The following is a 12,558-nucleotide window of genomic DNA, read 5'->3' as shown; positions in this document are numbered from 1 at the left end:
GCAATTAGCCTATAAGGCGCAACCGAACTTAGAGATATTGATCCTGAGGAGTGAAGCGACGTGAGGGCTATCACTTACCAGAGTCATGTTTATATTCAAAGAATAAAAGAGAAAAAATAGAGTTTCGTGAGAAGCTTCTTTTTTTGTATTTTCTAGCCAAAAATAGTGCAAATATGCAAACGATTGCCATTGCGTCGTTGCTTGATTTGTGAAAATAAAAAAATTAGCAAATGAAAACGTTTTATAGGATGGTTTCCCTTGATTAAATCCCTGTAAAGCGATATCATAGAGGAGAAGAAATATTGGAGGAATAACATGTCTCATATTAAATTTGACTACTCAAAAGTTTTGGGTAAATTTGTTGCCCCACATGAAGTGGAATATATGCAACCACAAGTGACTGCAGCTGATGAATTGATCCGTAAAGGAACAGGCGCTGGTAGTGACTTCCTAGGTTGGTTGGACCTTCCTGAAAATTATGACCGTGAAGAATTTGACCGCATCTTGAAAGCTGCTGAACAAATCAAAGCAGACAGCGATGTTTTGGTCGTGATCGGTATCGGTGGATCATACCTTGGAGCGAAAGCTGCGATTGACTTCTTGAACCACCACTTTGCAAACTTGCAAACAAAAGAAGAACGCAAAGCTCCACAAATCCTTTATGCTGGAAACTCCATCTCATCTACTTACCTTGCTGACTTGGTAGAGTATGTTTCAGATAAAGATTTCTCAGTAAACGTGATTTCTAAATCAGGTACAACAACTGAACCAGCGATCGCTTTCCGTGTCTTCAAAGAACTTTTGGTTAAGAAATACGGTCAAGAAGAAGCCAACAAACGGATTTACGCAACAACTGACCGTGCTAAAGGTGCTGTAAAAGTAGAAGCAGATGCCAATGGTTGGGAAACATTTGTAGTTCCAGATGACATCGGTGGACGCTTCTCAGTCTTGACAGCAGTTGGATTGCTTCCAATCGCTGCATCAGGTGCTGATATCAAAGCCCTTATGGAAGGTGCGAATGCAGCCCGTAAAGAATACACTTCAGACAAACTTTCTGAAAACGAAGCTTACCAATACGCAGCTGTTCGTAACATCCTTTATCGTAAAGGATATGCAACTGAAATCTTGGTTAACTACGAACCATCTCTTCAATACTTCTCAGAATGGTGGAAACAATTGGCTGGTGAGTCAGAAGGAAAAGACCAAAAAGGTATTTACCCAACTTCAGCTAACTTCTCAACAGACTTGCACTCATTGGGTCAATTTATCCAAGAAGGAACTCGTATCATGTTTGAAACAGTTGTCCGTGTGGATAAACCACGTAAGAACGTGATCATCCCTACATTGGAAGAAGACCTTGATGGACTTGGTTACCTTCAAGGGAAAGACGTTGACTTTGTAAACAAAAAAGCAACTGACGGTGTTCTTCTTGCCCATACAGACGGTGATGTACCAAACATGTACGTGACTCTTCCTGAGCAAGATGCCTTCACTCTTGGTTATGCCATCTACTTCTTCGAATTGGCGATCGCCCTTTCAGGTTACTTGAACGCGATCAACCCATTTGACCAACCAGGTGTTGAAGCCTACAAGAAAAATATGTTTGCCCTTCTTGGTAAACCAGGATTTGAAGAACTTGGAGCAGAACTCAACGCTCGTCTTTAATCAATAGACAAAACGATCTCGCAAGAGATCGTTTTTTTGTGTCTATTTCCCCATTTAGTGATGAATTGGCGCCATCAGGAGATTTATGATATAGTAGAAGGAGTATTTTTATACTTTGTTCATCAAATGATTTTCACTCACTGTGATCGTTAAATGAGACAAAGAGAATCAAAAGGAGAGAGTATGACTACAGAAGATAAACAGCCTTTTGCAGCAGCGGCAGAGGAGCAGATGCAAGAGACACCACAAGTAGAAGGACAGGTAAGGGGAGTTCAAATGCAGGGGCCTACTCATCCAGTGGAAGAAACAAATCCACAAATGCTTCCGCCTCAATGGTCCTATCCAACTAAGCCAAAACACAAGTGGAAAAACATCGTTCTATTTTCGCTGTTAGCGCTTGTGATTAGTGGACTTTTAGGTGGTGTGAGTGGATATGTTTGGGGACAATCCTCTCAAACAAGTAAGGAGTCGCAACGATTTAAACGTTTAGAACGTGCAAAGACCGAAGCAAATGAAACAAAAGCAGGTTTTGTAACGGATAAAGAAAAGGTTATTTTCACATGGACTTTCAAGGATCTTGGCTTGTTGAGTTACACCAATCGGGAAGGTTATGGTTTGACAGCAGATCAGATCGTGGAAGTCTATGGGTTAGCATCCAGTGTTGATTATAAAAAGAATGCAATGGAGCTTATTTGGAATGACTCAAAAGCTTCTGAACATCAGAATTTGAGAATGAGATTTGACGAAGTCGATGGCAATTATTATTTAAAAAGTGTGTCCGTGACGGAATTAGATGAGTTGTATGAGCATAAAAATCCAGAGGATGATGATAGCGACGATACCTCGAGCAATCGCGCCTTGACTAAAAAGGAATTTCGAAGTCTGAAAAAAGGAAACAAGCAGACAGGGCAAGGTGGGACAAGCTTATCTGAGTTTTTGAAAAAACATCGAAAAACCGTTGAAATTGGGACAGAGCGTAAAATAACTGCTAATGGGGAAACATTTAAGTCTACACGTGTAGTGGCTACTGTACTTTGTGAGGTTGATGGGGATTTTAAAGTTTTGAAATTTTTAGCACAGCCTGATGGAGAATTTCGCTATATTGGTGCGGAACTAAATTAAGTGGAGGATAGAAGAGAGATGAGTATAAATCAAACACAGGTACCCTTTGGTGTACCAGTAAATCCTACCCCTCAAAAAAGCGGGAAGGGCTTGTTCATTGGATGTGTGATTGGGGCAATTGTTTTAGGCTTGGTGATTGGTCTTATTTTTGGTCGCTCTTTTGGTGTGGATGCCGTAACCAAGAAAGCTTACCCCCATTTACCTACCACTGCAGATAGTACAGTCTCAAAACGTGATATATCTGCTCGCTATATAGACCCAAAAGAGACAGCATTTGATTGGGATATTTCAGATCTCGGAGACTTGAAATTTGCTACCTACGATGATAAAGGCGATGCGATGTCTATGGAAGAGGTCGTGAAGAAATATGGAAAAGCCTTAAAAGGCACATTTAATGGAACAACTGCTCAGTTAGAATGGGGAGAACTCGAAAGGGACGATTCAGATGAAGAAAGCACCGATTATAAGACTGCTAGCGAGATGAATCTGACCTTTATGAAGATAGATGGTCATTATTACCTACGCAATCTGTATTTCTCAGAAGATTATGACACAGCGGATGCCAATCCGATGGTGGCTGATCATTATGATAAGTTGAAGGCGGGGGATCCTAAAACAGGGAAAGATGGAGTATCTTATAAAGAAGTGCTTAGTAGCAATATCCCGTCCTATATTTCGATAAGAGCTGAGCAAGACTATAAAACCAAGGTCATTACAAATGAAATGGAAATCCGTTTTAAGTCATCTAGTTCAGATGAAGATGAATATAAATTAAAATTTATCCAGCAAGTAGATGGGGATTATCGTTTGGCTTTAAAAGGAGATGCAGACTAGGAAGAAAATAGGGCTTCGAAAAGGAAGAGTCCCTATATTCTCGTCTGTATCCGAACGACTTCGCAAGAGGTCGTTTTTTTGCCCACAAAATAGTTTCACAAATTTTTCCCCTAGATCCAATTATAAAAAACAATAACTAGTTTTTAATCTCTATCATTTGGTAGTCTCATTGCTAAACTACTGATAATATCGGGTTTCTAGATGGGCAACAGTTTTCGACATTTATTTTATACTCAAATCCTTTAATATAAAAAGTTATTTGAACATAAAAATTGTCATTTGTTGTTTCATATTATAAAATGTAAAACGAATGAAAATAATTAAAAAAGTAATGAAAATCATGAGAAAGACTGTCGCTGAATTCTTGTTACTTTCGTCTTTGCTTGGTGGAATGGCTGTTGCTCACCCAGTATCTGCAAATACAAAAGCTGCGATTTATGAGTACAAGAATGGTCAACTAGACCTTGTTCAAGCTCAATTAGCTTATCTTCAAGCTCCTCAAGTTCGACTTCGTCATCGAGCTCAAGCAACTCATCTAGTTCGTCCTCAAGTTCAAGCAACTCTGTCGTCAGACGCTTATTGCCAAAAACAGGTCAAGAAACAGGTGTCGTTTTGGCAACCTTGGGCTTGCTCTCACTTGCAGGGATTGCTATTGTCTCCCTTCGCAAGAAATTTTAAGATAAGCATCTAAAAGGTCGGATATCTCTCCGATCTTTTTTAGTCCATCAAGATAGGAGTTGGTCCCTGCTTGGTTTTATGTTATAGTAGAAGAGAAGAATAAAAAGGAGAATTCAAAATGTCAGAGAAAGATCAAGAACCATTGATGAAACAGACGCCCTTAGAGGGTGAGCCTCAATTTGATGTGGCTGCGCCAGCCTTTGTCCCAAAAGAAGAAACCGAAGATTTGGCGGCTCCAGAAGTTAGTGGCGTTTCAGCGACGGAGACGAAGAAAGCAATGGAAGAAGAGGCAAAAGAGCCCGTTATTTCAGAAACGGTGGAGCTCCCAAAAGTGGATGAAACGACAGTTGAAGAAGACGCGGTAGTGCCCGCTGCTCCCCAACCGACCCCTCTATTCCAGCCTGCGCCTGAAGCTCCTCAAAGTGTGGTTGTTGAACCAGTTGGTCCACAAACAGCTACAAGTCCTAGCATGCAGATTCCGCAAGCTCCTCTTCCTCCCGTTGGAAAACCAATGGATACTGCGGACAAGAAGGCGATTCGTTTTGCCCTTGGGATTTTAGTGGGTCTCCTCATCGGTGGAGTCAGTGGCTATTTGATTGGTCATGCCAGCCCTAGCACGTCACCATCTAGAAAGCATACTTCTTGGTCAGGCAACCAGACTGGTTCTTCATCCAATATTGATTTGGAGCAATTGACTTCAGAAAATGCGGAAGACGATTTTAGCTGGAAACAGTCAGATATCGAGCGACTTCAGTTTTTAACAGGAAGTGATGATGGGGAGACTCCTGAGGAAATGGTTGAAGCTTATGGGAAAGCTAGCTCTGTTCAATTTGAAAACGGAGAATTGAAATTATTCTGGGATGATAACTCTTATAATAAAGAGGTCAAAGCGACTTATTCTAAGAATGGGAAACAATTACAACTTGTCAAATTTGAATTTAATCAATTTGGGAAAAATCTTACGGTTGAGGATAACTTCGCAGATGGGTTCAAGGTTGGAGATAGTGAGACCGGTGCTGGAGGGACCTCTTACAAAGGGCTTTTAGAAAAATACGGTGATGCAGTCAATCTGACGGTGAGTTCATCTGATGATTCAGACAAGATAGAATTGGTCATGGACTTCCAAAAGAAAAATGGGGACTATGTAGATTTGACCTTTATTCGCCAAGAAAATGGAGATTTTCTTTTGAGCAGTAAAGATAGCTTCTAAAAGGATAAGACAAGAAAGAGGCGCAAGCCTTTTTTCTTTCAAATAAGACAAGACAAATGCGCTAATTTTCTATACAATAGAAGGAGTTTAGATAGAAAGAGCATAAAGGATGGAAGAAATGAAACAGTGGATAGAAAATCATAAGCGGATCCTACAAAAAGCTGCAGGGGCTTTGCTGGCTTTTATGATTGGTATTTGCTTGGTGTTTATGATTCATCCAGTGCAAACCTTGCCCAAAGATCGCTTGTTGAGTTTGTCTCGCATGCAAGAAGCTAGCCAACAATTTGTCGCTCCTTCTTCAAATGAGCCGGCTCTAGAAGACTTGTTGTCATTAGAGCTTGCAAGGGGAGAAGGAAAGGTACAAAAAAGTTGGGTAAGTTTGTCTGCCTTCGTCAAAAAATTTGGAAAAGCAGCGAGTTTTACACAAGAAGATACGAGTTTTGGAGCGCAAGTCCAGCTAGGCTATGGGGCTCCTGTGCAGGGGATTCATCCTTATACCATAGAATTTCAAAAGCAGGATGATACCTTTTATTTGAGCTCGATTCAAGGCTTTGCGCCCAAGTCGGCTCATTATCAGAGCAAAAAGAACTTAAAATTGGCAGATTTTACAGGCTATCAGACGCTAGATGGAAAAAATGAAAAGGGGACAGCAGTAGAAGATGTCTTGAAAAAATCAGGTCTTCCCAATTCTCTTAGTTTGACCTCTGCAAAGGACAAGCAAGTCTTAGCCTTGTCTTATCAGGTGACAGATGGACTGGTCTCTTTGACCTTTGAACGCGAACAGACTGGTCAGTATCGTTTGACGAAGAAGGGGTGAAGCAGATGATCGAGTGGATGAAAAAGAATCGAAAAGAACTCTTGCTGCCGTTTTTGTGTTTTGTTTTAGGACTCTTACTTGCGATTGCAAGCATCCAGGTGCAAGAGCAGGGAACCGATACCAAGGAGGACCAAACACTGACTCGTTTCCAGCCAAAGGATTACAAGAATTTGGTCAGCAAGGAACAAGAAATCAAACAGTTTAAATGGACCATCGAAGCTGTGGCGAATTTGAAAGTCCGTCTCAAGCAGAGTCAGCAACCAGGAACCCGCTTGGAAACAGTTGTGACGGAATGGGGAAAAGCTCAAAAAGTTCGCTACACTAAGACAGCCCAAGGGGATAAAACGGTTCTCGTCTTAACCTATGCGGCTAAGCAAACCGATCAGGGCAAGAAAAGTGTGACCTTGTGGTTTGAACAGGAAAGAGACCAGGGGTATCGCTTGACGATGGTGGATGCGACGAATTTGTTGGATGTAAAAGAGAAGACAAGCAGTGAGAAAGAAATCACTACTGAAAAAGAGAAAAAAGGTACAGAATTCGCCCAGCTCATGAAGAAACTAGGAAATCCTCAACGCTTGGTCTGGGGGGAAATGCCAGATGGCGGAATGGGCTATCGCGCGACTTACCAGCTACCAGGACAGCCAGAAGTGGTGATGGAATTCAAGAAAAAAGCCAAGAAATTGGTGTTGGTATAAGAAAGGAGACATCATTGGACGATCAACGGACAGACATCAAGGCAGCTTCCTCTCACCAGGGTGGGAGCCGCTTGATTTCAGAGGCTGACCTTGCTTCAATAGGGATGGACAATCATCAGGATACTAGAAGCCATTCAGATACGATGGCGTCTTCCCCTTCTTCCTCAAAAGAGGGGATTGGTTCGCTTTTGCGATTTTTTGGGTGGTTCGCCTTGTTAATGGCTTTTGTGTTTGTGCTTCAAAACGAAGTTAATAAAAGCTCTTCTTCATCTTCTTCGAGTGAGGGGATCAATGGTTTATCACGTGATGGTATCAGAACGGAATATCTGACCAGTGAAAATAGTTCTTATATCGCCTCAGCTAATGAATTTCAATTTCAGCCAACCTATGAAAAGGCCATGTCTCTCATTCCTAATTTTGCAGTGGAAGAAAAAAAGACCTCTTTTGGGACGGTAGACCCACAAGATGTCGTTGCAGCATTAGGTAAAGCGAGGAGTGGGGAAGCAACGTATAGTGATAGCAGTTCCAGTCCCTTTTTGCTGACATTAGATTACCAATCAAAGGATGCAGATGGGAAGGTTCTTCTTGAAAAAACAGGTGCCTTTTACAGGATCTCTCTTTTAAGTTTGAAACACTTAAAAAGTGACCGATTTGCGAATAAGAATGGGAGCTTGACGAAGGACGATTTTGCCACTATCAAGGTCGGAATGCCTTATTTAGACCTACTCAATACGGTAGGGATTCCGGATGAAATATATGTATCTGGGCTTTTAGGTTACGGGGAAGCGCCTTCCTTTACCTATCGATTATCGGATTCTCAAACGGTTCAAATCCATTTTGATAGCCGGCAAACCATCAAGGATATCAAATCGAAAGAGGTAGCGACCACACCAGCTTCCTCTACATCTACAGCACAGTAAAAAAATCAGCCGAAGCATTTTAAATAAAAGGAGAGGACAATGGGAAATAAAGACTGGTCGCATCTACGAAATGAGCACCAGAGTCGGTTTTCGAAAGGCCAGCCGAAAGAAGCACCCTTAGAAAAAGGAAGTCCTGAGAAGCTAGAAGATACGCTCACAAAAGAGCCAGAAGTGGTAGAAGTCCCTGCTTTTCAGGAAGAGGTGAAACAAGAAGAGGAACGAAAAGACGAACCAGCGATTGGTGTGAAGAAGGAATCGTATGATCCAAAGGAAGGCTCATTTGCTACACCTGAAGACGAATCAGCTCAGGTCGTTCTTGCTACACCACTAACAGAAGAAGCAAGGTCAGAAACACCAGCACAAGATACAATAGGGCAGTCTCCCTCAGCTGAGAAAAAAGTAGAGCATCAGGGTGGGAGCCGCTTGATTTCAGAAGCCGATCTGGCTTCAATAGGGGGAGGCAGGCATTCAGAACCAAGACAACCTGTACTAGACTCCCAATCGGATAGGGCGAAAACCTACTCTCCTTCCTCTAATAGTGGCGGGTCTTCGCTAGCTGCCTTTTTTGGTTTATTGGCCATGCTGGGATTATTTGCCTATCTGGCTTCAGGAGGTATCCATAGTGAGGAACATCCTTCATCTACTACTAGTGAATACGGAAACACTGGCCGGTCTTATGGAACTAGAAAGGAAACCTTGAAGAGTGGTACGAGTACTTTGATTGCACCGGAAGGTGAATTTCAGTTTCAAGTGACCTATGAGAAGGCGATTTCCCTGATTCCTGGTTTAAGTGAGGGGGATCAAGGCCGTACCTCTTCAACTTATCTGTCTCCGCAGGATGTGGTAGCTATACTGGGGAAGGCTAGTGGTGGGGAAGAAACCTACCAAGAGGGTAGTGTCGGTCCTTTCATGACAAGTTTGGATTATGAGGCTGAAGGATCCCCTTCTTCTGTATCTGTTTTGCTTTCAAATATAATTGGTAGCCGTCTATCTTCTCTTAATTTTGAGAACTTAAACAGTGAGCGATTAGCCAATAAAAATGGCAGTTTGAACAGAGAGGATTTTGCCAATATTAAAATAGGAACCAGCTATTCAGAGCTTGTGAATACCGTAGGAATTCCTAGCCGTGTTTCTTGGTCGAGTATGATGAGTTCAGAGTCTTTTTTAACCTTTCACTATAAACTTTCTGATGCGCGTTTAGTTACGATTCACTTTGGAAGCAATCGCACCATCAGTGAAATAACAGGCCTGGAGGATTCGGCTACAACCACGTCGCCTTAGGTGTTCATCTTACTTGGATTGTGGTATAATATGGATACCTTTAATTGAAATGAATGGAGAATCTTATGACAGCACAAAAAATGTCTGCTCAAGAAATTATCGCTTTTATCGGAAATGCAGAAAAGAAAACAAATGTGAAAGTTACCTTTGAAGGGGAATTGGCAACAGCTGTTCCAGCTTCTGTCACAAAACTAGGTAATGTGTTGTTCGGTGACTGGAAAGATATCGAGCCCCTTCTTGCCAACTTGACAGAGAACAAGGATTATGTGGTTGAACAAGATGGCCGTAATTCAGCTGTTCCCTTGCTTGATAAGCGCTATCTAAATGCGCGTATCGAACCAGGCGCTATCATCCGTGACCAAGTGACCATCGAAGATAATGCTGTCGTGATGATGGGGGCTGTCATCAATATCGGTGCTGAAATCGGTGCAGGAACTATGATTGATATGGGGGCTATCCTTGGTGGTCGTGCAACAGTTGGTAAAAACAGCCACATCGGTGCAGGTGCCGTTCTTGCGGGTGTCATTGAGCCAGCTTCTGCTGAGCCTGTTCGGATCGGTGACAATGTCTTGGTCGGTGCCAATGCTGTTGTGATCGAAGGAGTTCAAGTTGGGAACGGTTCAGTCGTTGCCGCTGGAGCGATCGTTACTCAAGATGTCCCTGAAAATGTGGTTGTAGCTGGTGTCCCAGCTCGCATCATCAAGGAAATTGACGAAAAAACACAACAAAAAACAGCCTTGGAAGACGCTTTGCGTAATTTATAAGATATGAATGGTAGAGGCCGTAAGGCCTCTATTCTAATAGAAAGAAGACAACGATGACATTGGATTTAATCAAAATCAGACGGGATTTGCACCAAATCCCTGAAATTGGCCTGGAAGAATTTGAAACCCAAGCCTACCTCTTAGAGCGAATCGCAGAGATTACAGCAGATAAGGACTTTGTAGAGCAACGGACTTGGCGGACCGGGATTCTGGTGTATCTCCATGGGACTGTTCCTGAAAAAACCATTGGCTGGCGGACAGATATAGATGGTTTACCGATTGTGGAACAAACGGGCCTTGATTTTGCCTCTAAGCATGAAGGACGGATGCATGCTTGTGGTCATGATATGCACATGACAACAGCCCTCGGGCTTTTGGATCAACTGGTCCAAGTGCAACCAAAGAATAACCTGCTCTTTCTCTTCCAACCAGCTGAAGAAAATGAGGCTGGTGGGATGCTCATGTATAAGGACAATGCTTTTGGTGACTGGCTCCCTGATGAATTTTATGGTCTGCATGTACGCCCTGATTTGAAGGTGGGAGACGTTGCGACCAATACCGGTACCCTTTTTGCAGGGACCTGTGAAGTCAAGATCACCTTTACAGGAAAGGGAGGGCATGCTGCCTTTCCACATGAAGCTAATGATGCTCTTGTAGCAGCTTCTTACTTCATTACCCAAGTCCAATCGGTAGTGAGTCGAAATGTCGATCCAATTGAAGGTGCTGTGGTGACCTTTGGTTCCATGCATGCAGGAACCACCAATAATGTGATCGCTGAGACGGCCTTCCTTCATGGGACCATCCGGACCTTGACCATGGAGATGAACCTCCTGACTCAAAAACGGGTCAAAACGATTGCGGAAGGGGTTGCAGCCGCTTTTGATGTAGAATTAGATCTGGAACTCAAGCAAGGAGGTTACCTGCCTGTGGAAAACCAACCAGAGTTGGCCAAAGAACTCATGGACTTTTTCACAGCTGAGGAAGACGTGAACCTGATTGATATCTTGCCAGCGATGACAGGAGAAGACTTTGGCTTTCTCTTGAGCAAGGTTCCTGGTGTCATGTTCTGGCTTGGAATTGATACCCCTTATGCCCTGCACCATCCGAAGATGAGCCCAAATGAGGCTGCCCTTCCCTTTGCTGTGGAAAACATTGGTAATTTTTTGAAAATGAAAGCCAATCAATAAGGGATTGATTCAACTCCGTCTGGAGTTGGATTTTTATTTTCTCGTGTGCAAACTGTTCGGATGTTTCATAAAAAATGATACAATTAAAGCTAGACAAAAGGAGTAGGGAATGAAGAAAACACTACGAAAAGAAACCATAGCAGCCATGAAAGAGCTGCCAGAATCCGTGAAAACTCAAGCAGATGACCAGCTCACTCAACGTCTCTTGGAGCTTCCAGCCTTTCAGGAGGCAAAGACCCTTGCGACCTATCTGTCCTTTGGCCACGAATTTTCCACAGCTGGCTTGATCCAAGCCGCTCTTCAACTTGGGAAACGTGTCTGTGTTCCCCGTACCTATCCACAAGGTCGGATGGAATTTGTGGAATACGATCCTAATATTTTGGAAAAGACACGCTTTGGTTTGCTGGAGCCCAATGAAAAAGGAAAGCTTGTGGATAAGTCAGAGATTGATCTGATCCATGTACCGGGCTTGGTCTTCCAGTCAAAAGGCTACCGAATTGGCTATGGCGGTGGCTATTATGATCGTTATTTAGCAGATTTTGCTGGAAAAACGGTGAGTACGATTTATTCCATCCAGCAGAAGGAGTTTCAACCAGATGCTTTTGATCAGGCCGTTCAGGAGGTGCTAGTCTATGAAGTTACTCTTTGATCGTCGTTATCCTGTGACCAGCCTCTTGTTGCTCGTCACAACGGCAGTCTTTCTTTCCATGTTTATCCGATTTGGAGGCGACTACCAAACGGGTGCTGCTGTTTACTATAGCGGTGGTATTATTGGAGAGGCTGTGAAAGTCGATCCTAGCCAGTTATGGCGAATAGTGACAGCTACTTTTGTTCATATCGGCCTAGAACATTTTGTGCTCAATATGATCACCCTCTATTACTTGGGACGTTTGGCAGAAGATCTCTTTGGTTCCAAGGCTTTCTTAGCTCTTTATCTCTTATCAGGCATGATGGGCAATGTCTTTGTTGCTATTTTTACGCCAGATGTGATTGCAGCAGGCGCATCTACAGCCCTCTTTGGACTGTTTGGGACCATTGGCGCTCTGCGCTTTATTGTTCAAAGTCCCTATATTCGCCACTTGAGTCAGTCCTATACCAGCTTGATTGTGGTCAATCTGATCTTTAGTTTTATGCCAGACATCAGTATGGCGGGCCACATTGGTGGCTTAGTAGCTGGGGTCATGTTGGCTTATGTCTTTCCAGTAAGAGGAGAGGCTCGCTTTATGAACCGAACCTATCAGATGAGTGCAGCCTTATCTTATCTCTTGCTTTTGCTTTATTTCTTAGGTAAAATCTTGAATCTATTTTAAGAGAGAGTGGGACAGAAATCGGTAATTCGTTAGAATTCGATTTCGTCGTCCCACCTCCGCACAGTTGAGTAGGGC

Annotated in this window: 13 protein-coding genes; all 13 read left to right on the top strand. The window is 42.9% G+C overall.

Annotation, left to right across the window (positions count from 1 at the left end; translation table 11 throughout):
- Window positions 1–315 precede the first annotated feature (315 nt).
- The 13 genes from AB5Y61_RS09615 to AB5Y61_RS09555 all read left to right on the top strand — a co-directional run bounded on the left by AB5Y61_RS09615 (window position 316) and on the right by AB5Y61_RS09555 (window position 12,483).
- Window positions 316–1,665, top strand: coding sequence for a glucose-6-phosphate isomerase (locus AB5Y61_RS09615; RefSeq protein ID WP_368403992.1), 1,350 nt, complete (start codon window positions 316–318; stop codon window positions 1,663–1,665).
- 183 nt (window positions 1,666–1,848) lie between these two features.
- Window positions 1,849–2,787 carry a hypothetical protein gene (locus tag AB5Y61_RS09610; RefSeq protein ID WP_368403991.1) on the top strand — a complete coding sequence of 313 codons (939 nt, stop codon included), beginning with the start codon at window positions 1,849–1,851 and terminating at the stop codon, window positions 2,785–2,787.
- Window positions 2,788–2,805: 18 nt separating this feature from the next.
- On the top strand, window positions 2,806–3,621 hold the full coding sequence (locus AB5Y61_RS09605) for a hypothetical protein (RefSeq protein ID WP_368403990.1): 816 nt from the start codon (window positions 2,806–2,808) through the stop codon (window positions 3,619–3,621).
- 310 nt (window positions 3,622–3,931) lie between these two features.
- The gene (locus AB5Y61_RS10625; protein ID WP_439145123.1) at window positions 3,932–4,312 is read left to right on the top strand and encodes a hypothetical protein; all 381 of its coding nucleotides are present in this window, start codon (window positions 3,932–3,934) and stop codon (window positions 4,310–4,312) included.
- A 105-nt stretch (window positions 4,313–4,417) separates the two neighbouring features.
- Window positions 4,418–5,509 (top strand): hypothetical protein, encoded by a 1,092-nt coding sequence (locus AB5Y61_RS09595; protein WP_368403988.1) that lies wholly within the window; start codon window positions 4,418–4,420, stop codon window positions 5,507–5,509.
- A gap of 118 nt (window positions 5,510–5,627) precedes the next feature.
- On the top strand, window positions 5,628–6,326 hold the full coding sequence (locus AB5Y61_RS09590) for a hypothetical protein (RefSeq protein ID WP_368403987.1): 699 nt from the start codon (window positions 5,628–5,630) through the stop codon (window positions 6,324–6,326).
- Between the two features lie 5 nt (window positions 6,327–6,331).
- On the top strand, window positions 6,332–7,021 hold the full coding sequence (locus AB5Y61_RS09585) for a hypothetical protein (RefSeq protein ID WP_368403986.1): 690 nt from the start codon (window positions 6,332–6,334) through the stop codon (window positions 7,019–7,021).
- A gap of 14 nt (window positions 7,022–7,035) precedes the next feature.
- Entirely contained in the window at window positions 7,036–7,941 is a 906-nt protein-coding gene (locus AB5Y61_RS09580; RefSeq protein WP_150906654.1) for a hypothetical protein, read from the top strand.
- A 39-nt stretch (window positions 7,942–7,980) separates the two neighbouring features.
- On the top strand, window positions 7,981–9,222 hold the full coding sequence (locus AB5Y61_RS09575) for a hypothetical protein (RefSeq protein ID WP_368403985.1): 1,242 nt from the start codon (window positions 7,981–7,983) through the stop codon (window positions 9,220–9,222).
- Window positions 9,223–9,287: 65 nt separating this feature from the next.
- On the top strand, window positions 9,288–9,986 hold the full coding sequence (dapD, locus tag AB5Y61_RS09570; RefSeq protein WP_003016885.1) for a 2,3,4,5-tetrahydropyridine-2,6-dicarboxylate N-acetyltransferase: 699 nt from the start codon (window positions 9,288–9,290) through the stop codon (window positions 9,984–9,986).
- Window positions 9,987–10,039: 53 nt separating this feature from the next.
- The gene (locus AB5Y61_RS09565) at window positions 10,040–11,173 is read left to right on the top strand and encodes an N-acetyldiaminopimelate deacetylase (RefSeq protein ID WP_368403984.1); all 1,134 of its coding nucleotides are present in this window, start codon (window positions 10,040–10,042) and stop codon (window positions 11,171–11,173) included.
- A 109-nt stretch (window positions 11,174–11,282) separates the two neighbouring features.
- Window positions 11,283–11,822, top strand: a complete 540-nt coding sequence (locus tag AB5Y61_RS09560) for a 5-formyltetrahydrofolate cyclo-ligase (protein WP_368403983.1) — start codon at window positions 11,283–11,285, stop codon at window positions 11,820–11,822.
- Window positions 11,806–12,483: a rhomboid family intramembrane serine protease gene (locus AB5Y61_RS09555; RefSeq protein WP_368403982.1), complete on the top strand. Its 678-nt coding sequence runs from the start codon at window positions 11,806–11,808 to the stop codon at window positions 12,481–12,483. The genes AB5Y61_RS09560 and AB5Y61_RS09555 overlap by 17 nt, the downstream gene beginning before the upstream one ends.
- Window positions 12,484–12,558 lie beyond the last annotated feature (75 nt).

It is taken from the genome of Streptococcus parasanguinis, from assembly GCF_040908565.1.
Lineage (GTDB): Bacteria > Bacillota > Bacilli > Lactobacillales > Streptococcaceae > Streptococcus > Streptococcus parasanguinis_AC.
Note: the sequence above shows the minus strand (reverse complement) of the source record. Positions and strands in the feature narration are given on the sequence as shown.

What these genes read in the sequence shown, in the direction of transcription:
- AB5Y61_RS09615 (WP_368403992.1), top strand. Translation starts at nt 316, where the DNA reads ATGTCTCATATTAAATTTGACTACTCAAAAGTTTTGGGTAAATTTGTT.
- AB5Y61_RS09610 (WP_368403991.1), top strand. Translation starts at nt 1,849, where the DNA reads ATGACTACAGAAGATAAACAGCCTTTTGCAGCAGCGGCAGAGGAGCAG.
- AB5Y61_RS09605 (WP_368403990.1), top strand. Translation starts at nt 2,806, where the DNA reads ATGAGTATAAATCAAACACAGGTACCCTTTGGTGTACCAGTAAATCCT.
- AB5Y61_RS10625 (WP_439145123.1), top strand. Translation starts at nt 3,932, where the DNA reads ATGAAAATAATTAAAAAAGTAATGAAAATCATGAGAAAGACTGTCGCT.
- AB5Y61_RS09595 (WP_368403988.1), top strand. Translation starts at nt 4,418, where the DNA reads ATGTCAGAGAAAGATCAAGAACCATTGATGAAACAGACGCCCTTAGAG.
- AB5Y61_RS09590 (WP_368403987.1), top strand. Translation starts at nt 5,628, where the DNA reads ATGAAACAGTGGATAGAAAATCATAAGCGGATCCTACAAAAAGCTGCA.
- AB5Y61_RS09585 (WP_368403986.1), top strand. Translation starts at nt 6,332, where the DNA reads ATGATCGAGTGGATGAAAAAGAATCGAAAAGAACTCTTGCTGCCGTTT.
- AB5Y61_RS09575 (WP_368403985.1), top strand. Translation starts at nt 7,981, where the DNA reads ATGGGAAATAAAGACTGGTCGCATCTACGAAATGAGCACCAGAGTCGG.
- dapD (WP_003016885.1), top strand. Translation starts at nt 9,288, where the DNA reads ATGACAGCACAAAAAATGTCTGCTCAAGAAATTATCGCTTTTATCGGA.
- AB5Y61_RS09565 (WP_368403984.1), top strand. Translation starts at nt 10,040, where the DNA reads ATGACATTGGATTTAATCAAAATCAGACGGGATTTGCACCAAATCCCT.
- AB5Y61_RS09560 (WP_368403983.1), top strand. Translation starts at nt 11,283, where the DNA reads ATGAAGAAAACACTACGAAAAGAAACCATAGCAGCCATGAAAGAGCTG.
- AB5Y61_RS09555 (WP_368403982.1), top strand. Translation starts at nt 11,806, where the DNA reads ATGAAGTTACTCTTTGATCGTCGTTATCCTGTGACCAGCCTCTTGTTG.